Source organism: Methylobacterium sp. Leaf469 (assembly GCF_001424745.1).
Lineage (GTDB): Bacteria > Pseudomonadota > Alphaproteobacteria > Rhizobiales > Beijerinckiaceae > Methylobacterium.
This window is the reverse complement of the sequence record NZ_LMRE01000034.1, coordinates 94,979-113,219: the sequence shown is the minus strand read 5'-3', so window position 1 is coordinate 113,219 and position 18,241 is coordinate 94,979. Positions and strand designations below refer to the sequence as shown.

The window sequence follows — 18,241 nt, the reverse complement described above, 5'->3', positions numbered from 1 at the left end:
GCCCGGTTCCGGGCGGCGAAAGTCGGGTCTCGGTTCAGGTCCGATCAGTCCTCCGACGCCGCCGAGGCGGCCGTCAGGGCCGTCATGTTGACGATGCCCCGCACGGTGGTGGTGGGCGTGAGGATGTGCACGGGTTTCGCCGCGCCGAGCAGGATCGGGCCGATGGAGACGCCCTGGCCGGACACAACCTTGAGGGCGTTGAAGGTGATGTTGGCGGCCCCGAGATTGGGCATAACGAGCAGGTTCGCCTCGGCGCTCAAGGTGGTCTCCGGCTTGAGCCGGGTGAGGATCGTCCGGCTCAGGGCCGCGTCGGCCGGCATCTCTCCGTCGATCTCGAGGTCGGGCGCGCGGGCGCGGATGAGCGCGAGGGCGTCCCGCATCTTGCGGGCTTCCGCGTCGTCGGCGCTGCCGAAGCTCGAATGCGACACCAGGGCGACGCGCGGGGTCTGACCGAAGCGGCGCATCTCGGCCGCCGCCAGCACCGTCATCCCGGCGATTTCCTCCGCGCTCGGATCGGCGTGAATGTAGGGATCGCAGATGAAGACCGTGTGGCGCGGCAGCTGCAGCAGGCCCATGGCGGCCAGGTGTTCGGCACCCGCTGCCCGGCCGATCACCTCGGAGACCTGGGTCAGGTGTCCCGCATAGGGGCCGAGGGTGCCGCAGAGCAGGCCATCCACCCGGCCCTCGCGGAGCATGGTCGCGGCGGCGCGGGTGGCGTTCCCCTCCGCTCCCACCACCTCGACGGTCTCGCCGACCTTGAGGCGCAGGCTCAGGGACTTGATCCGGGCCGCGATGACATCGGAGCGGCCGACGAGCACAGGGAACGCCAGGCGCTCGTCGACCACCACCTGCGCGGCGCGCAGCACCCGGTCGTCCTCGCCCTCGGCGAAGGCGACCCGCTTGAGGCCGGATTCGGAGGCCGCCGCGAAGACCGGCTGCATCACCGTGCCGGAGGTGTAGACGAAGCGCTGGAGCGAGCGGCGGTAGGCGTCGAGATCGGCGATGGGCCGGGCAGCGACGCCGCTGTCCATGGCGGCCTTGGCGACGGCGGGCGCGACGGAGGTGATGAGGCGCGGATCGAACGGGCGCGGGATGAGGTAGTCCGGGCCGAAGCTCAGGTCCTGCGCGCCGTAGGCGGCGCTGACCACGTCGGAGGATTCGGCGTGGACGAGGTCCGCGATGGCGCGCACGGCGGCGAGCTTCATCGCCTCGTTGATCTCGGTGGCGCCGACATCGAGGGCGCCGCGGAAGATGAACGGGAAGCACAGGACGTTGTTGACCTGGTTCGGGTAGTCCGAGCGGCCCGTGGCCATGAGGCAGTCCGGCCGCACGGAGCGGGCGAGATCGGGCAGGATCTCCGGATCGGGGTTGGCGAGCGCCAGGATGATGGGCCTCTCCGCCATGCCGGCGACCATCTCGGGCTTCAGCACGCCGCCCTGCGACACGCCGAGGAAGATGTCCGCCCCCACGATGGCGTCACCCAGGGTGCGGGCCTGGGTGTCCCGCGCGTAGGCCGCCTTCTGCTCGTCGAGGGCGCCGAGGCGGTCCGTGGAGATCACCCCGCGGCTGTCGCAGACGAGGATGTTCTCACGGGCCAGTCCGAGGCCGACGAGGATGTTGAGGCAGGCGATGGCCGCCGCACCGGCGCCCGAACAGACGAGGCGGACTTGCTCGATCGGTTTGCCCACCACCTGCAGGGCGTTGAGCAGGGCGGCGGCCGCCACGATGGCGGTGCCGTGCTGGTCGTCGTGGAACACCGGGATCTTCATCCGCTCGCGCAGGCGGGTCTCGATGGTGAAGCACTCGGGGGCCTTGATGTCCTCGAGGTTGATGCCGCCGAAGGTCGGCTCCAGCTTGGCGATGATCTCGATGAGCTTCTCGGGATCGGTCTCGTCGATCTCGATGTCGAACACGTCGATGCCGGCGAACTTCTTGAACAGGCAGCCCTTGCCCTCCATCACGGGCTTGCCGGCGAGCGCACCGATGTTGCCCAGGCCCAGCACGGCGGTGCCGTTGGTGATCACGGCGACGAGGTTGCCGCGCGAGGTCAGGCTGTAGGCCTCCTCCGGGTCGTGCTTGATCGCCATGCAGGCGGCCGCGACGCCGGGCGAGTAGGCGAGCGCGAGGTCGCGCTGGGTCGACATGTCCTTGGTCGGCTGGACCGAGATCTTACCGGGCGTCGGAAAGCGGTGATAGTCGAGGGCGGCGCGCTCCAGGGCGGCCTCGGTGCCCGCATCGGCATTGGCGACGGCGCCGGGCGCCCGCAGGTCTGCTTCGTTGCTCATGATCTCGTACGGTCCACGCGTCGGTTGCTGATGGGGGACGCGAGGAGGCCGGTCGCGGGCCACACCCCCTGTCCGTGCTCGGCACGGCCGTCCCCGTCCCCCGTGCCACATGGCACGGAGGCTGGGTCGTCCTGTCGGCGCGGCCCCCAAATGGGTCGCCGCGCCGGTTCGATAAGGTCAGTGGGCCTTCTTGGGCCCGTCCTTCCTGGGCATGTAGAGGTCGGTGATGGTGCCCTCGAAAGCTTCGGCCGCCAGCCCGATCGTCTCCGACAGGGTCGGGTGCGGGTGGATGGTCAGGCCGATATCCTCGGCATCCGCCCCCATCTCGATGGCGAGGGCCGCCTCCGCGATGAGGTCGCCGGCCGACGGGCCGACGATGCCGCACCCGAGGATGCGGTCGGTCTCGGGGTCGAACAGCACCTTGGTCAGGCCCTCTTCGCGGCCGAGCGCCAGGGAGCGCCCGGAGGCCGCCCACGGGAACACGCCCTTGCCGACCTTGATGCCCTTGGCCTTGGCCTCGTTCTCGGTCATGCCGACCCAGGCCACCTCCGGGTCGGTGTAGGCCACCGAGGGGATCACCTTGGCGTCGAAGACGCTGCTCTTGCCCGCCGCCACCTCGGCCGCGACCTTGCCCTCGTGCGTCGCCTTGTGGGCCAGCATCGGCTGGCCGACCACGTCGCCGATGGCGAAGATGTGGGGCACGTTGGTGCGCATCTGCTTGTCGACGGCGATGAAGCCGCGCTCGTCCACGGCGACGCCCGCCGCCTCCGCGCCGATGCGCTTGCCGTTCGGGCGCCGCCCCACCGAGACCAGCACTTTGTCGAAGATGTCGGTCGCCGGCGCGGTACCGCCCTCGAACGACACCTTCAGGCCCTCCGGCGTCGCCGCGACGGCCGTGACCTTGGCCTTGAGGTGGATGGCCTCGTACTGCTTCTGGATCCGCTTCATCAGCGGCGTGACCATATCCTTGTCGGCACCGGGGATGATCTGGTCCATCAGCTCGACGATGGTCACCTTGGAGCCGAGCGCGTGGTAGACGGTGGCCATCTCCAGCCCGATGATGCCGCCGCCGATCACGAGCAGGCGGGCCGGCACGCCGTCGAGTTCCAGCGCCCCCGTCGAGTCGATGACGCGCGGGTCGTCGTGCGGGATGAACGGCATCTGCACCGGCTCGGAGCCGGCGGCGATGATGGCGTGGTCGAAGCCGATCACGCGGGTCCGGCCCTCGTGCTCTACCGCGACCTGGTTCGGACTGACGAAGCGGGCCTCGCCCGTCACCACCGTGACCTTACGCTGCTTGGCGAGACCCGAGAGGCCGCCGGTGAGGCGCTTGACCACGCCGTCCTTCCATTCGCGCAGCTTGTCGATGTCGATCTGCGGCGCGGTGAAGGAGATGCCGTGCGCCGCCATGGCGTGGCTCTCGTCGATGACCTTCGCGGCGTGCAGCAGGGCCTTCGACGGAATGCAGCCGACGTTGAGGCAGACGCCGCCGAGACTGGGCCAGCGCTCGACGAGCACCACCGACTGGCCGAGATCGGCCGCCCGGAACGCGGCGGTGTAGCCGCCGGGCCCGGCGCCGATGACGAGCACCTGCGCCCGCATCTCCTCGCCGGAGACCGCCGCCGCGCCCTTCGGTGCGGCGGCCTCGGCGGCACCCTGGCCGCCCTGGGTCGCGGCCGAGCCGTAGCCGGCTTGGCCTTCGCCTGGTGCGTGGGCTGCGGCGGCGCCCGTGCCGGCCGGGCTCGGCTTCGGCGTGCCTGTCGCGGCGGCGGCCTCGGCCATCACCAGGATCAGGTCGCCCTGGCTGACCGTGTCGCCCGCCTTGATCCGCACCTCGGCCACCGTGCCGGCAACCGGGGACGGGATGTCCATGGTGGCCTTGTCGGATTCCAGCACGACGATGACGTCGTCGACGGAAATCACGTCGCCGGGGCTGACGCTGACCTCGATGACGGGCACGTTCTTGAAGTCGCCGATATCTGGCAGATGGATGCTGTTGCTGCTCATCGTGTCACCTCACTTGAGTTCGCGCTGGCCGGGTCTCGTCAGACGACGAGGCGCCGGACGTCCTCGAGGACGTGGGCGAGGTGGCGGGCGAAGCGCGCGGCGAGCGCGCCGTCGATGACGCGGTGGTCGTAGGAGAGGGAGAGCGGCACGATCAGGCGCGGCTTGAACTCCGTGCCGTTCCAGACCGGCGTCATCTTGGAGCGGGCGACGCCCAGGATGGCGACCTCGGGCGCGTTGACGAGCGGCGTGAAGGACGTGCCGCCGATGCCGCCGAGGCTGGAGATCGAGAAGGTCGCGCCCTGCATGTCGGCGGCGCTGAGCTTGCCGTCGCGGGCTTTCGCCGAGATCGCGCCGAGATCGCGGCTGATCTCGACGATGCCCTTGCGGTCGGCATCCTTGATCACCGGGACCACGAGGCCGTCCGGCGTGTCCACCGCCACGCCGATGTTGTAGTATTGCTTGAGGATCAGCGCGTCCTTCTCGGGCGAGAGCGAGGCGTTGAACTCGGGGTGCTTGCGTAAGCCAGAGACCGCCGCCTTGATCAGGAAGGCCAGCAGGGTGACGCGGTAGCCCTTGTCCTTGAGTTCCTTGCCCGCGTTATCGAGTTCCTTGCGGTAGGCGTCGGTCTCGGTGATGTCCGATTCGTCCTGGTGGGTGACGAGCGGCACGTTGAGCCAGGACCGGTGCAGGTGCGCGCCGGAGATCTTCTTGATCCGCGACAGGGGCCGGGTCTCGGTGGGGCCGAACTTCGAGAAGTCCACGGCCGGGATCTCGGGGATGCCCATCCCGCCGCCCGAGAACGCGGCCGTGCCTGAGGCGCCGGGCGCCTGCGCGGCGGAGCGCGTGAGGTGACCCTTCACGTCCTCCTTGGTCACCCGGCCCTTCTCGCCGGTGCCCTTGATGGTGGTGAGGTCGATCCCGAGTTCGCGCGCCAGGCGGCGGACGCCCGGGCTGGCATGGATCTGGGAGAAGTCCGGAATGTTGCCGGCGGGGGCTGCAGGGGCGGGGCTCGGAGCGGCGTTCGGGGCCGGCTCCTGCTTGGCGAGCAGTGCGGCGCTGTCGGCGCCTGCGGGCGCGTCGGCGGCCTTCTCGGCCGCGGCGGTGTCGCCCTTGGCGCCCTCGCCCTTGAACACGAGGAGCGGCGAACCCTCGCTCACCTTGTCGCCGAGCTTGACCAGGATCCGCTCCACCACGCCCGCGCTCGGCGAGGGCACGTCCATGGTCGCCTTGTCGGATTCGAGCGAGACCAGCGGATCGTCGGGCCCGATCGTGTCGCCCTCCTTCACGTGGATCTCGATGATCGGGATGTCCTTGAAGTCGCCGATGTCCGGAATCTGGATCTCGATACCCACTGCGCAATCTCCCTGGTTGAGTCGGAGCCTCTCGCGGGCTCCCTCGTGCGGTCCGTCGATGGAAAGGGTCGGGAAGTCTCAGGGCGTCGGCCGCCGGGATGCGGCGGCCGACGGGGCGCGGATCAGACGGTCCAGGGTGCCGGCCGGTCCGTGTCGATGCCGTACTTGGCGATGGCGTCGGCCACCGTCTGGGCCGGGATCACACCCTCCTCGGCGAGGCTGTGCAGGGCCGCCACCACGACCCAGTGCCGGTTGACCTCGAAGAAGTCGCGCAGGCGGGCCCGGTAATCCGAACGGCCGAAGCCGTCGGTGCCGAGCACACGGTAGCGTCCCGGAACCCAGGTGCGGATCTGGTCGGCGAACAGGCGCATGTAGTCGGTGGCGGCGACCACCGGGCCGGTGCGACCCGAGAGGCAGGTCTCGACGTGCGAGAGGCGCTTGCCCTCCAGGGGGTGGAGCAGGTTCCAGCGCTCCGCCGCCATGGCGTCGCGGCGCAGCTCCGTGAAGCTCGGGCAGCTCCAGATGTCGGACGCGATCCCGAAATCCTGCTCCAGCAGGTCTGCCGCCGCGATGACCTCGCGCAGGATGGTGCCCGAGCCCAGCAGCTGCACCCGGTGGCCCTTGGTCTTTTCCGCAGGGCCTTCCTTGAACAGGTACATCCCCTTGATGATGCCGGCCTCCGCGCCCTCGGGCATGCCCGGGTGCTCGTAGTTCTCGTTCATCACGGTGATGTAGTAGAACACGTCCTCCTGCTCGGCATACATCCGGCGCAGGCCGTCCTGCACGATCACCGCCACCTCATACGAGAAAGTTGGGTCGTACGAGACGCAGTTCGGGATGGTCGACGAGATGAGGTGGCTGTGGCCGTCCTCGTGCTGCAGGCCCTCGCCGTTGAGGGTGGTGCGCCCGGCGGTGCCACCGATGAGGAAGCCGCGCGCGCGCATGTCGCCCGCCGCCCAGGCCAGATCGCCGACCCGCTGGAAGCCGAACATCGAGTAGTAGACGTAGAACGGGATCGTCGGCGCGTCGGAGTGCGAGTAAGAGGTCGCGGCCGCGATCCAGGACGACATGGCGCCCGGCTCGTTGATGCCCTCTTGGAGCATCTGACCGTTCTTGTCCTCCTTGTAGTACATCAGTTGGTTGGCATCTTCCGGCCGATACAGTTGGCCCACCTGGGAGAAGATGCCGAACTGGCGGAACATGCCCTCCATGCCGAAGGTGCGGCTCTCGTCGGGCACGATCGGCACGATGCGCTTGCCGATGTTCTTGTCGCGCAGCAGCGTGTTGAGGATACGCACGAACGCCATGGTGGTGGAGATCTCGCGGCCCGCGGTCTCCTTGAGCTGGGCCGAGAACGCCGAGAGTGGCGGGATCTCCAGGGCATGCGACTTCCGACGCCGCAGGGGGAGGGGACCACCCAGTGCCTCGCGCCGGGCCATGAGGTAGCGGTGCTCGGGGCTGCCTTCGGGGAACCGGATGAAGGGGATCTCCTTCAGCTGGTCGTCGGTGAGGTCGATCTGGAAGCGGTCACGGAACTGGCGGAGCACCGCCTCGCCCATCTTCTTCTGCTGGTGGGTGATGTTCTGAGCCTCGCCCGACTCGCCCATGCCGTAGCCCTTGACGGTCTTGGCGAGGATGAGGGTCGGCTGGCCCTTGTGCTTGGAGGCGGCGCTGTAGGCCGCGAACACCTTGCGCGGGTCGTGGCCGCCGCGGGTCAGGCGCCAGATGTCGTCGTCGGTCCAGTCGGCCACCAGGGCCGCCGTCTCCGGATACTTGCCGAAGAAGTGCTCGCGCACGTAGGCGCCGCTCTTCGACTTGAAGTCCTGATACTGGCCGTCGACGCATTCCTCCATGAGGCGCGCCAGCATGCCGGTGCTGTCCTTCTGGATCAGGGCGTCCCAGCCCGAACCCCACAGCACCTTGATGACGTTCCAGCCGGCCCCCCGGAAATCGGCCTCGAGTTCCTGGACGATCTTGCCGTTGCCGCGCACCGGCCCGTCGAGGCGCTGCAGGTTGCAGTTGATGACGAAGACGAGGTTGTCGAGTTTTTCACGCGCGGCCAGGGCAATCGCACCCAGGCTCTCGGGCTCGTCCATCTCGCCGTCGCCCATGAAGGCCCAGACCTTGCGGCCGTCGGTCTTGGCGAGGTCGCGGTGGTGCAGGTAGCGCAGGAAGCGGGCCTGGTAGATCGCCATCAGGGGGCCGAGGCCCATGGAGACCGTGGGGAACTGCCAGAAATCCGGCATCAGCCAGGGATGCGGATAGGAGGAGAGGCCCTTGCCGCCGACTTCCTGGCGGAACCCGAGGAGCTGCTCCTCGGTCAGGCGCCCTTCGAGGAAGGCGCGGGCGTAGACGCCGGGCGAGGAATGACCCTGCACGTAGATGAGGTCGCCGCCGTGGTCGGCGTTGGCCCCGCGCCAGAAATGCATGAAGCCGGTGTCGTAGAGGGTGGCGGCCGACTGGAAGCTGGCGATATGGCCGCCGAGCTCCGAGGAATCCTTGTTGGCCCGCAGGATGATCGCGATGGCGTTCCAGCGGATCGCCGAGCGGATGCGGTGCTCGATGGCCCGGTCGCCCGGATGCGGATCCTGGTTCTGGGGCAGAATCGTGTTCAGATACGCAGTGTTGGCCGAGTACGGGACCGGGGCGCCCTTCTTGCGGGCTCCGTCGATGACTTGCTCGATCAGGTAATGCGCCCGCTCCGGCCCGTCGACGTCGAGGACGCCATCGAGTGAGTCGAGCCATTCCTGCGTCTCGACGGGATCGAGGTCGCGGCTACGCTCCATGGTATCCTCCCTAGTGTTTCTTGAGCGGATCAGACGCGTTTGCCCGCTCTTTGTCAGTATGATTTTGCAGGAAGTGGACCAAGTCCAGTCCATTTAAATTAAATCACTGAAACAATGACTTGAATGATTTTTGGGTTTTGCGGCAGTGCGGCATCCCGCACGTATTGTCCGGCCCCTGTCCGAAACTTCGGACAGGGGCGTGCGTCACGCAGAATGGGGGGCGCGCAATCGCGGAGCCGCGGAACTCGGCTGTTTCGATCGAATCGGGCACGTGCGAGCCCAGCCGGAGGTGGGTGCTCCCGAAAGACCGGCGCGTGGTCGGCGCCTCAGCGCCGCATGGTCAGGCGGCGAGGGCCAGGGCCCGGGTCACGGTGGAGCGCAGATCCGCGAGGGAGAAAGGCTTGGTGAGCACATCGGTGACGATGGCGTCGAGGCCGCGCGCGCGCTCGCGCTGATCGGCGAAGCCCGTCATCAGCAGGATGGTGAGGTTGGGAAAATCGCGCTTGGCCGCCAGTGCCAGGGCGATCCCGTCCATCAGCGGCATGCGGATGTCCGTGAGCATCAGATCGAAGGCGCCGTCGGCTTCAATGAGACGGTCGAGCCCGTCGCTGCCATCGGTGGCGGTGACCACGGCATGGCCATCGATCTCCAGGCCCCGCTTGAGGAATCCCCGGACCGTCTCTTCGTCATCCACGAGCAGGATGCGCGCCATCGTTCGTCAGGTTCTCTCGCAAGGGAAGGGATTTCAGTCACGCAAGCGAGCGGGCGCCCTGTCAAGGGACAGAGCGCCACACGGATGCGCCTGCGGACTTTTTTTCGTGCCGGGACCGTAGTCTTAGCCGGGTGGTCCGCTCCGGCGACCGTCCCTCGATCAGGTGCCGCCGAACAAATCCGCTTCGGGGCTGTCGTAATCCACGAGGCCGACGAATGGCAATTGCCGGTAGGCGTGTGCCACGTCCATGCCGTAGCCGACCACGAAGACGTCGGGGCAGGTGAAACCGACGAAGTCGGCGTCGATGGTGACGGCGCGCTTGCCCGGCTTCTCGAGGAGCACGGCCGTGAGCACCCGCTTGGCCCCGCGCGCCATCAGCAGATCCTTGGCGAACACGATGGTCCGGCCGGATTCGAGGATGTCGTCGATCAGCAGCACGTCGCGCCCGCGCACCTCGCTCTCGACGTCGCGCAGGATCTCGACCTGTCCCGACGAGACCGTGGCGGTACGGTAGCTCGACAGATGGACGAACTCCGCCTGCGGCTCCAGACCGGCCCGGTGCAGGGCGCGCAGGAGATCGGCGGCGAACATGAAGCTGCCCTTGAGCACCGCCACCACCAGGAGGTTCTGGGGCTTGGCCGCCGCGATGGCGGCGGCGAGTTCCTCGGTGCGCCGGGCGATGGCGGCTTCGTCGAACAGGACGCGGACGCGTCGGGAAGGTGTCGTCATGGACACCTCATATCACGGGTGGCCGCGGGTGCCATCGGTTTTGGCGACCGCGTCGGCCCGTTGCACCGAAGGGGCTTGCGAGAAACGCACGTGGATCGCGCGCGCCTCGGCGGGCGGCGCCGACAGGCTGGCCCGGAACCGCGCGGTCTCGCGGTTCTCGAGGCTGCGGCGCGGCGGGACCACGCTCCAGCGATACAGGGGCTGGTCGCGCCCGTCCCGCACCTCGATCTCGATGGGGGGGACCGCCGCGCCGTCCGCCGCCACCCCGACCACGTCGCCCTCCACCACGAGCTGGGCGCCGTCGCCTTGCGTCTGAAAAGCGACCACGTCGCGCAGGTCGAGGCCGCGGAGATTCACCGGCAGGCCGATGCGGGCGTAGAGCCCGGCGGTCTGGGGCATCGCCCGCACCACGGTGGTGCGTCCGAGAACCGCGAGGCCGAGCCCGGCCACAACGGACAGGCCGATGGCGGCGGTGGGCGAGAAGCGTGGCCGCCCGACGGACTTGACCGGGGCCTTCGGTCTCGGGCGAGCGCGTGGCTCGGAGGGGAGCGCCTCCGCCGTGGCCGATGCGGGCCCGGAATCGGATGCCCCCGTCTCTTCCGCCATCGCCGCCTCCCAGGCGTCGAGGGAGGCCTGGGCCTCGGCCCGCGCCTTGGCGTCCTCCGGGCCGGCCTGGACCGCCTCCATCATGGCGGCCGTCATCTCGGCCTCGAGGGCGGCCGCGACATCGTCCGGGGAGATGAACCAGGTCTCGCGGCAGGCCGCGCAACGCACGGAGCGTCCTTCCGCGCCGACGCGATCGGTGTCGATCACATATTCGCTTGCACAGGATGGGCAGACGATCAGCATGGCGAATCGGCGCCCCGGGGTCTCGATCGGCAGTTGCCGGCTCGGTCAAAAAGACTCACACGGTTCTGCGCGAACGCGGTTAACCATCCGTGAAGCGGTGGCGCCGCACGCGTGCGCCGCGTTCCCGAGGGGATGCGCGACCGCAATCGGGCAAGCGTGATGAGGCAAGAGCGCGTGATGAGGCAAGAGCGCGTGATGAGGCAAGAGCGCGTGATGAGGCAAGAGCGCGTGATGGGGCAAGAGTGATGGGGTGCGCGTGGCGGATCGGGTGAACACGGGCAGCCTGCTGTCCGGGGCGGAAGAGCCGGTGGTCCAGTTCGAGAATGTCGGGATGCGCTACGGCCTCGGTCCGGAGGTGCTCAGCGACGTGAGCTTCCAGATCGCGCCGCGCTCGTTCCAGTTCCTCACGGGACCGTCGGGGGCGGGCAAGACCACGCTCCTGCGCCTCATCCTCCTGTCGGTGCGCCCGACGCGGGGACTGGTCTCGGTGTTCGGCGAGGAGGTCAGCGGCATCTCCAGCGAGGCGCTGACGGGCCTGCGCCGGCGCATGGGCGTGGTGTTCCAGGATTTCCGCCTCCTCGACCATCTCACCACCTACGAGAACGTCGCGCTCCCCCTGCGCGTCCAGGGCCGGGCCGAGACGAGCTACCGGGCCGAGGTGGTCGAATTGCTGCGCTGGGTCGGCCTCGGCGAGCGCATGCACGTGTTGCCGCCGCTCCTGTCGGGCGGCGAGAAGCAGCGCGCCGCCATCGCGCGCGCCCTCATCGCGCGACCCGAACTGCTCCTCGCCGACGAGCCCACGGGCAACGTCGATCCGGGGCTGGGACGGCGCCTCTTGCGCCTGTTCATCGAGCTCAACCGCCTCGGGACCTCCGTGCTCATCGCCACCCACGATTTCGCCCTGATGGATCTCGTCGATGCCCGCCGGCTGGTGCTCGGCGACGGCCGCCTCGCCGTGGAGCGTCCATGAGCCGATCCGTCGCCCCCGCCGCCAGCCGACCCGTTTCCCCGCCGCGCACGGCGTCGCCTCCGCCGAGCCCGCTGCCCGCGACCCTGCGGCGCAACGCTCCCCTGGTCCCGACGGATTCCTCGGCGAGCCGGGCGCTCGCCGCCGTCATCGCCATCCTCACCTTCCTCGCCGCCCTGTGCGCGGGGGCCGCCGAGATCGTGGCCTCCAGCGCCGACCAGTGGCAGGGTGCGGTCGCCCAGGAAGTGACGATCCAGGTCCGCCCGAGCCCCGGGCGCGACCTCGACGCCGACGTCGCCCGGGCGGAAAGCCTGGCCAAGGCAACGCCCGGTATCGCCACCGCCCGGGTGTTCTCGAAGGCCGAGGCCGAGCGGCTGCTCGAGCCCTGGCTCGGCAGCGGCCTCGATCTGTCCGACCTGCCGGTGCCGCGCCTCGTCACCCTCCGCCTCGCCGAATCCGCCCGGCCCGACCTGAAGCCCCTGCGCGCGTCGCTCGCGGAGGCGCTCCCCGGCGTCGCGAGCCTCGACGACCACGCCCTGTGGCTGCGCCGGCTCTCGACCATGGCCAACACCTTCGTGGGCGTCGGCGTCGGCCTCGTCGCCCTCGTCCTCGTCGCCACGGGCCTCGCGGTGGTCTTCGCCACCCGGGGTGCCATGGCGGGCAATCGCGAGGTGGTGGAAGTGCTGCACTTCGTCGGCGCCGACGACGATTTCATCGCCCGCGCGTTTCAGCGGCGGTTCTTCCGCCTCGGCCTGCGCGGCGGCATCATCGGCTCCGTGGCGGCCCTGATCGCCTTCGCGATCGCCGGCTTCGCCGCCGGCGCCTGGCGCTCCGGACCGGCCGGCGAGGAGATCGAGGCCCTGTTCGGCGCCTTCCACATCGGCTGGCGCGGCTATGCCAGCGTGCTCCTCATCGGTGTGATCGCCTCCGTGGTCACCGGCATCGTCTCGCGCCTCACCGTGCGGCGCTTCCTGGCCTGACCATGTCCGGGGCGCACCTCACGGGATCGCGTTAACCCTCCGTGAACCTTTCCGGGAGGAGATACTTGCCTCGTCACGGCCTCAATCGGGGCTATCTTCACGGAGAATGACGACGCGGATGTCAGGCAGCCACACCATGAGGCCCTCCGAGGCTTTCGGCTGGGCCTGGACCGATGCACCCCGGCGTGCGGAGCCCGCCCTTCGCCTATCGGTGCGATCCCCCGGGCGCACGATGAAGGCGGTCCTGGGGCTCGCCGGTCTCGGCGGAGCGGTCCTGTTCGGTGGTTTCCTCACCTTCGTCGCCTGCGTCGAGCGCGACCAGCGTGCGCCGGAAGGCCGGGCCGACGGCATCGTGGCCCTGACGGGAGGCGCCCAGCGCATCGGCGATGCCATCGATCTCCTGGCCAACGGTTACGGTCGGCGCCTGCTCATCACCGGCGTCAACGAGCGCACCAGCCGCGACGAGATCGCCCGCCTCAATCCCAATCAGCGCCACTGGATCGATTGCTGCGTCGATCTCGACTACCGGGCGCGCAACACCATCGGCAACGCCATCGAGACCCGGCGCTGGATGCGCCTGCACCGCTTCAGCACCGTGGCGGTGGTGACGTCGAACTACCACATGCCCCGCACCCTGGTGGAGCTCGATCATGCCCTGCCGGGCATCGACCGCGTGGTGCCGTATCCGGTCGTGACCGAGGGGTTCGATGCCGGTCGCTGGTGGCAGCAACCGTCCGCGGCCCGGCTCCTCGCTTCCGAATACCTGAAATTCCTGGTGGCCTGGGTCCGCACTCGCTTCGAGGACGACCCCGAGCGGTCCCGCGCGGCGATCCTCATCGGGCGCGGCAAACCGATCAAGGTCGTGGCCGAACCGCTTCTCCTGCGCGGCCAGCACTGAATCGTCCGGGGCCCCTGGGCAATCGGTTCGTCCCGCGGCCGCGCCAGAGCGTGGCGCGTCGGCTCACACGCCTTTGCAGCGGCTCTTGATCAGCCCCGAGAACTCCTTCTCGGAGCCCACCACCTGGGCCAGCCGCTCGCTGCGCTCGGCCCCGGACAGGCAGCGGCCGTAGACGCCGGCCACCCGGCGCATGGTCTCGACGTGGCGACGCCAGATTCGGCACAGTTCGGCCTCGTCGCTGCCCGTCTGTTCGAGCTGGTCGATGGCTTGGCGCTGCATCGAACTCGCCACGAGGACGTCGCGCGCGCAGGCGGTGTCCGTCGGACCGGCCGCGGCCGGGACGCCCAGGGCCAGGAGACAGCCAGCGGCGGCGGCCGATTGGAATCGCGAAAGGAACGGCATCGGGATCACGCCGCCTGGGACGCCGACGTGTGGGTCAGGAGGGCATAGAGGGCGCTGGCGTCGCGGGCGGCGCGGATGCGCTCGAGGATGCCGGGTTCGCGCAGGAGCCGGGCCACCTGGGCCAGGGCCTTGAGGTGATCGGCGCCCGCTCCCTCGGGGGCGAGGAGCAGGAAGGCGATGTCCACGGGCTGGCCGTCCAGGGAATCGAAATCCACCGGCCGCTCCAGGCGGGCCACGAGGCCGAACAGGCGGTCCAGGCCCGGCAGCTTGCCGTGCGGGATCGCCACCCCGTCGCCGATGCCCGTCGAGCCGAGTCGTTCCCGCTGCAGCAGGGTCTCGAACACCTCGCGCTCGTTCAAAGCCGGCAGGTGCCGCACGGCGTGGGCGCTCAACTCCTGCAGGATCTGCTTCTTGGCGCGGGCGCGCAGCGAAGGCACCACGGAATCCGGATTGAGGAATTCCAGCACTGGCATGAAGGACCGCCGCCCCTTCGGCGGTGACCGGAACGGCCACCGCGGAGTAAAAGGTCGGACCGCGCACGGTCCAAGATCACCTAAGGATCAATCGCTGGGTTCCGATGTCAGTTCCGGTCAGGCGCTCAAGCGTTGGCGTCCGCCGGATCGACCCAGCCGATCGCTCCGTCACTGCGGCGGTATACGACGTTGATGCGCCCGGTGCCAGCATGAACGAACACGATCACCGGCGCCCCCGTCAGATCGAGGGCGGTGACCGCCTCGCTCACCGAATGGCGCTTGAGCGTCTTGGTGCTCTCGGCCACCACGGGGGGATGATCCGTTCCATCGTCGGGCTGATCGCCGTCGAGATCCTCCGCGTCGCGGTCGTCGTCGTCCGCCGACTCGGCCTCGCTCGGGGACGCGAACACGGCGTAGGCGGCCTGCACGGTGGCGCCCTCGTGGGCGGCCGCACCGTGGTCCTTGAGCCGGTGCTTGTAGCGGCGCAGGCGCTTCTCGAGGCGGTCGGCCGTCTGCTCGAAGCTCGCATGGGCATCGTGTGCGGCCCCCGAGGCTTCCAGGGTCAGGCCGGAGACGAGGTGCAGCACGCAATCCGTCCGGTAGGCCGTCCCGTCCCGCCGCAGGGTGACGTGGCCCGAGCAGGTCCCGTTCATGTGGCTGTCGAGGTATTTCGAGAGGGTCGCCGCCATCCGCTCTTCGACCCGGCCCCGCAGGGCTTCGCCGAGGTCCAGGCCATGGCCCGTGACGCGTAGTGACCCCATGTTCCCTCCGGTTTTTGTCGCCGTTGCGGGTCGAGTTAAGGAGCCTGCGCGAGAGAAGTCAACGAACTCGGTCGCGTCGCCGAGCCGGGCCGGTCCGGCGTTCGGGAGCCAGGGCGGGCCCGATTCCGGTCCGCATGCGCCGGGGCGAATGTTTCCCCCGTGGGCAGAGGTTTTCACCCCGATCGGGCGTTTTCTGCTCGGGTGGGCGTTTTCCCCGGCGGCCGATGGGTTCAAGCTGCGAGAATCGCCCGCGGGAGCGTCCGCCCGGTTGGCCGTCCCCTCGTTTTTATCGGCGATCGGTTCTTGCCACGCCGCCGTTCTTGTCATTCAGCGTTCTTGCCGCCAGCTGTTTTTGCCGCCAGCCGTTCTTCCCGTCCCATAACTCTTGCCGTCCCATAAGTTTTGAGTCCCGATGGTCATTCTCCGCTCGATCGCCTTCAGCCTCGCCTTCTACCTCGCCACGACGCTCATCGCGGTGCTCGGCCTGCCCGCCCTCGTCTCCCGCCGGGCCGTCATCCGCCTCGCTCAAGCCTGGGCGAACGTCACCCTGTGGCTCCTGCGGGTGATCGGCGGCGTGGCCGTGGAGTTCCGGGGCCTGTCCAACATTCCGCAGGGCCCCGTCCTCGTCGCGGCCAAGCACCAGTCCGCTCTGGAGACCCTGGCGCTCGTCACGGTGTTCCCGGACTTCGCCTACATCCTCAAGCGTGAGCTCCTCTGGATTCCCCTGATCGGCTGGTTCCTGTCGCGCTCCGGCATGGTCGCCATCGACCGCTCGAAGGGCACGCGCGCCATGGCAGCGATGAACGAGGCCGCCGCCGGCGTGATCCGCGCGGGACGCCAGCTCATCATCTTCCCCGAAGGAACGCGCCGCCCACCCGGCGCCCCGCCGGCCTACAAGCTCGGGCTGACCCACCTCTACGCGACCCTGGGCGTGCCCTGCCTTCCCGTGGCCCTCGACACCGGCCTGTACTGGCCGCGCCGCAGCCTGATGCGCCGGCCCGGAACCACGGTGATCGAGTTCCTTCCCCCGATCCCGCCCGGCCTCGACCGCGCCCGGTTCCTCGACACGGTCCAGGCGCGCATCGAGGGCGCCTCCGACGCCCTTCTCAGCGCCGGCCGGGCCGACCTCGCGGCCCGGGGCCACACCGTACCGGCCCCGGTGCAAAGCGCGTCGCCCACCGCCTGAGGCGTTGCAGGGCGCGCTCCGGCATCGGCGGACACCCGGGCGAAACCTTCGTGGGGTCGCGGGCATGGAATCGCGGGGATGGGGTCGCCGGTGCCCGAACGTTCTCGCCCGGGAACGGTGGCCTTGACGGTAACCCTTTGTTAGGAATATTTTGGAACAAACAGCGAACGAAGGGTCCTGTCCCGGTCCGCTCCCAGCGGAACTTCGCGGATGCCCGAGCACGGAGACGACCGATGCGCGAAGAACGCCTCAGAACGACCGCCGGTCTGCGTGGAACCCCCGCCCTGCTGCTGAGTGCATGGCGTGGCCGGTCCGGCCGTCGCTACATCGTCGGCATCCACGATCTCGTCGAGCCTGAACTCGACGAGATGGACGACGCGGTGATCCTGGCGGTGCGCCGCGACGCGGACGGGCATGGCGAGCTCGTCAGCGTCACCTCCGCCGGGGAAAGCCCGCGGGAGCGCCTGACCCGCGGCTGGCTGGCCCGCGCCCGGCATCGCGGCGCCAACGAGATGCACGTCCACCGCCTCGCCGAGACCGAGGCCGAGCGCCGCGCCATCGTGGCCGACTTCGACGCCGACGCGATGGCCGACGCCTGAACCCATCGGCCATGCTTTCGCCGCCAAGACCCTGATAGGCCATGTCGGACGAACGTGGCGGGCCTGCAGAGGGGCCGCCTCCGAAAGATCGACGGCGGCGGGGACCCGATGACAACGACGACAACGCCGGCCGCGCCCCGCGCGCATTCGCGAAAAGGCCTGTTCGTCCCCTTCATCCTGCTCGCCACCCTCGTGGTCCTGTGGTCCGCCGCATGGGTCTGGGTCCGCGACCGGGCGGGCCGCGAGATGGATGCCTGGCTCGGCCGGGAGGCGGCGGCTGGCCGGACCTGGACCTGTGCCGACCGGTCGATCTCCGGCTATCCGTTCCGCATCGAACTCCGCTGCGCGTCCCTCGCCTTCGCCCGTGCCGACAGCCGCTTCACCCTGGGGCCGATCACCGCCGTGGTTCAGGTCTATCAGCCGCGCCAGGGCATCCTGCAGGTGGCCGGGCCGTTCCACGTCGAGCAGGGCGATCTCACCGGCGACGTGACATGGACGTCCCTGGAGGCGAGCTTCCACGGCGCCTCCGAGGCGTTCGTGCGCGCCTCCGTGGTGGTCGACGCCCCGAAGGGCACCGTGCGCGGACCCGGGCAGCCCGACATCGCCTTCGACGCCCAGCACCTCGAGGCCCATGGCCGGCCGACCCCCGGCCGCTTCGCCGCCGAGGGAGCCGTCGACCTCAGCCTGCGCGTCGCCAAGGCGGCGGTGCCGTTCATCGATCCCTACGTCGGCAACGCCGACCCGACCGACATCGCCCTCGACGCCACCGTGAACCGGGCCGCGACCCTGCACACGGGAACGGTGGCACGGGAACTGGAGGCCTGGCGCCAAGCCGGCGGCAGCCTCGACATCGCCCTCCTGTCGCTCGCCAAGGGCAATCGTCGGGCCCAGGCCCACGGCAGCCTGAGTCTCGATCCGAGCCATCGTCCGGAAGGACAGATCGACGTGCGCGCCGCCGGCGTCGAAGCCATCGTCGGCCAAGTCATGGGCCAGCGCTTCGGCGCCGAGAAGGGCGCCCTCATCGGCAACCTCGTCGGCCAGTTCCTCGGCGGCGGCCGCCGTGCCCGGGCGGAGGCGGCGGCGCCCGACGCGGTGCCCCCGGCCGACCCGGCCCTGAAGGCCCTCCCGCCCCTGCGGATCGCCGACGGTCGCCTGATGCTCGGCCCGTTCCCGATCCCGAATGTCGAGGTTCCGCCGCTCTATTGAGGCGGAGTGGGGCCGGTCGGCGGACGGGATTAAGTGAAAATCGGCGGGT

General features: G+C 69.6%; 16 protein-coding genes. 6 read left to right on the top strand and 10 right to left on the bottom strand.

The window, feature by feature from the left end; all coding sequences use genetic code 11:
- Window positions 1–44: 44 nt before the first annotated feature.
- The 7 genes from ASG60_RS14625 to ASG60_RS14595 all read right to left on the bottom strand — a co-directional run bounded on the left by ASG60_RS14625 (window position 45) and on the right by ASG60_RS14595 (window position 10,720).
- On the bottom strand, window positions 45–2,285 hold the full coding sequence (locus tag ASG60_RS14625; protein WP_082531771.1) for an NADP-dependent malic enzyme: 2,241 nt from the start codon (window positions 2,283–2,285) through the stop codon (window positions 45–47).
- 177 nt (window positions 2,286–2,462) lie between these two features.
- Complete coding sequence (gene lpdA, locus ASG60_RS14620; RefSeq protein ID WP_056305587.1) at window positions 2,463–4,292, bottom strand: dihydrolipoyl dehydrogenase; 1,830 nt, start codon at window positions 4,290–4,292, stop codon at window positions 2,463–2,465.
- Window positions 4,293–4,330: 38 nt separating this feature from the next.
- The gene (aceF, locus tag ASG60_RS14615) at window positions 4,331–5,704 is read right to left on the bottom strand and encodes a dihydrolipoyllysine-residue acetyltransferase (RefSeq protein WP_082531770.1); all 1,374 of its coding nucleotides are present in this window, start codon (window positions 5,702–5,704) and stop codon (window positions 4,331–4,333) included.
- A gap of 62 nt (window positions 5,705–5,766) precedes the next feature.
- Complete coding sequence (gene aceE, locus ASG60_RS14610; RefSeq protein WP_056176730.1) at window positions 5,767–8,430, bottom strand: pyruvate dehydrogenase (acetyl-transferring), homodimeric type; 2,664 nt, start codon at window positions 8,428–8,430, stop codon at window positions 5,767–5,769.
- Window positions 8,431–8,770: 340 nt separating this feature from the next.
- The gene (locus ASG60_RS14605) at window positions 8,771–9,142 is read right to left on the bottom strand and encodes a response regulator (protein WP_056176733.1); all 372 of its coding nucleotides are present in this window, start codon (window positions 9,140–9,142) and stop codon (window positions 8,771–8,773) included.
- Window positions 9,143–9,301: 159 nt separating this feature from the next.
- Window positions 9,302–9,871 carry a hypoxanthine phosphoribosyltransferase gene (gene hpt / locus ASG60_RS14600; RefSeq protein WP_056176735.1) on the bottom strand — a complete coding sequence of 190 codons (570 nt, stop codon included), beginning with the start codon at window positions 9,869–9,871 and terminating at the stop codon, window positions 9,302–9,304.
- A 12-nt stretch (window positions 9,872–9,883) separates the two neighbouring features.
- Window positions 9,884–10,720: a zinc-ribbon domain-containing protein gene (locus ASG60_RS14595; protein WP_056176738.1), complete on the bottom strand. Its 837-nt coding sequence runs from the start codon at window positions 10,718–10,720 to the stop codon at window positions 9,884–9,886.
- A gap of 268 nt (window positions 10,721–10,988) precedes the next feature.
- On the opposite strand from ASG60_RS14595, the gene ftsE reads away from it, so the two are divergent.
- The 3 genes from ftsE to ASG60_RS14580 all read left to right on the top strand — a co-directional run bounded on the left by ftsE (window position 10,989) and on the right by ASG60_RS14580 (window position 13,565).
- Entirely contained in the window at window positions 10,989–11,690 is a 702-nt protein-coding gene (gene ftsE, locus ASG60_RS14590) for a cell division ATP-binding protein FtsE (RefSeq protein ID WP_200918837.1), read from the top strand.
- Window positions 11,687–12,667 carry an ABC transporter permease gene (locus ASG60_RS14585; protein WP_056360382.1) on the top strand — a complete coding sequence of 327 codons (981 nt, stop codon included), beginning with the start codon at window positions 11,687–11,689 and terminating at the stop codon, window positions 12,665–12,667. The genes ftsE and ASG60_RS14585 overlap by 4 nt, the downstream gene beginning before the upstream one ends.
- 232 nt (window positions 12,668–12,899) lie before the next feature.
- The gene (locus ASG60_RS14580) at window positions 12,900–13,565 is read left to right on the top strand and encodes a YdcF family protein (RefSeq protein ID WP_244473041.1); all 666 of its coding nucleotides are present in this window, start codon (window positions 12,900–12,902) and stop codon (window positions 13,563–13,565) included.
- A gap of 63 nt (window positions 13,566–13,628) precedes the next feature.
- On the opposite strand, the gene ASG60_RS14575 is transcribed toward ASG60_RS14580, so the two are convergent.
- The 3 genes from ASG60_RS14575 to raiA all read right to left on the bottom strand — a co-directional run bounded on the left by ASG60_RS14575 (window position 13,629) and on the right by raiA (window position 15,201).
- Window positions 13,629–13,967 carry a hypothetical protein gene (locus tag ASG60_RS14575; protein ID WP_056268103.1) on the bottom strand — a complete coding sequence of 113 codons (339 nt, stop codon included), beginning with the start codon at window positions 13,965–13,967 and terminating at the stop codon, window positions 13,629–13,631.
- Window positions 13,968–13,972: 5 nt separating this feature from the next.
- Complete coding sequence (gene ptsN / locus ASG60_RS14570) at window positions 13,973–14,440, bottom strand: PTS IIA-like nitrogen regulatory protein PtsN (RefSeq protein ID WP_056386351.1); 468 nt, start codon at window positions 14,438–14,440, stop codon at window positions 13,973–13,975.
- A 125-nt stretch (window positions 14,441–14,565) separates the two neighbouring features.
- Entirely contained in the window at window positions 14,566–15,201 is a 636-nt protein-coding gene (gene raiA / locus ASG60_RS14565) for a ribosome-associated translation inhibitor RaiA (protein ID WP_056176758.1), read from the bottom strand.
- A 412-nt stretch (window positions 15,202–15,613) separates the two neighbouring features.
- Here raiA and ASG60_RS14560 point away from each other — a divergent pair, with 412 nt between their 5' ends.
- From ASG60_RS14560 to ASG60_RS14550, 3 genes are all read left to right on the top strand, one after another.
- Window positions 15,614–16,387 carry a lysophospholipid acyltransferase family protein gene (locus ASG60_RS14560; RefSeq protein ID WP_056386349.1) on the top strand — a complete coding sequence of 258 codons (774 nt, stop codon included), beginning with the start codon at window positions 15,614–15,616 and terminating at the stop codon, window positions 16,385–16,387.
- A gap of 233 nt (window positions 16,388–16,620) precedes the next feature.
- The gene (locus ASG60_RS14555; protein WP_056386347.1) at window positions 16,621–16,986 is read left to right on the top strand and encodes a hypothetical protein; all 366 of its coding nucleotides are present in this window, start codon (window positions 16,621–16,623) and stop codon (window positions 16,984–16,986) included.
- A gap of 108 nt (window positions 16,987–17,094) precedes the next feature.
- Entirely contained in the window at window positions 17,095–18,192 is a 1,098-nt protein-coding gene (locus ASG60_RS14550; RefSeq protein WP_056386712.1) for a DUF2125 domain-containing protein, read from the top strand.
- Window positions 18,193–18,241: the final 49 nt, after the last annotated feature.

Excerpts from the sequence above, each read along its gene's own strand:
- ASG60_RS14625 (WP_082531771.1), bottom strand. The coding sequence starts at position 2,285 with ATGAGCAACGAAGCAGACCTGCGGGCGCCCGGCGCCGTCGCCAATGCC.
- lpdA (WP_056305587.1), bottom strand. The coding sequence starts at position 4,292 with ATGAGCAGCAACAGCATCCATCTGCCAGATATCGGCGACTTCAAGAAC.
- aceE (WP_056176730.1), bottom strand. The coding sequence starts at position 8,430 with ATGGAGCGTAGCCGCGACCTCGATCCCGTCGAGACGCAGGAATGGCTC.
- ASG60_RS14605 (WP_056176733.1), bottom strand. The coding sequence starts at position 9,142 with ATGGCGCGCATCCTGCTCGTGGATGACGAAGAGACGGTCCGGGGATTC.
- hpt (WP_056176735.1), bottom strand. The coding sequence starts at position 9,871 with ATGACGACACCTTCCCGACGCGTCCGCGTCCTGTTCGACGAAGCCGCC.
- ASG60_RS14595 (WP_056176738.1), bottom strand. The coding sequence starts at position 10,720 with ATGCTGATCGTCTGCCCATCCTGTGCAAGCGAATATGTGATCGACACC.
- ASG60_RS14585 (WP_056360382.1), top strand. The coding sequence starts at position 11,687 with ATGAGCCGATCCGTCGCCCCCGCCGCCAGCCGACCCGTTTCCCCGCCG.
- ASG60_RS14580 (WP_244473041.1), top strand. The coding sequence starts at position 12,900 with ATGAAGGCGGTCCTGGGGCTCGCCGGTCTCGGCGGAGCGGTCCTGTTC.
- ASG60_RS14575 (WP_056268103.1), bottom strand. The coding sequence starts at position 13,967 with ATGCCGTTCCTTTCGCGATTCCAATCGGCCGCCGCCGCTGGCTGTCTC.
- ptsN (WP_056386351.1), bottom strand. The coding sequence starts at position 14,440 with ATGCCAGTGCTGGAATTCCTCAATCCGGATTCCGTGGTGCCTTCGCTG.
- raiA (WP_056176758.1), bottom strand. The coding sequence starts at position 15,201 with ATGGGGTCACTACGCGTCACGGGCCATGGCCTGGACCTCGGCGAAGCC.
- ASG60_RS14560 (WP_056386349.1), top strand. The coding sequence starts at position 15,614 with ATGGTCATTCTCCGCTCGATCGCCTTCAGCCTCGCCTTCTACCTCGCC.
- ASG60_RS14555 (WP_056386347.1), top strand. The coding sequence starts at position 16,621 with ATGCGCGAAGAACGCCTCAGAACGACCGCCGGTCTGCGTGGAACCCCC.
- ASG60_RS14550 (WP_056386712.1), top strand. The coding sequence starts at position 17,095 with ATGACAACGACGACAACGCCGGCCGCGCCCCGCGCGCATTCGCGAAAA.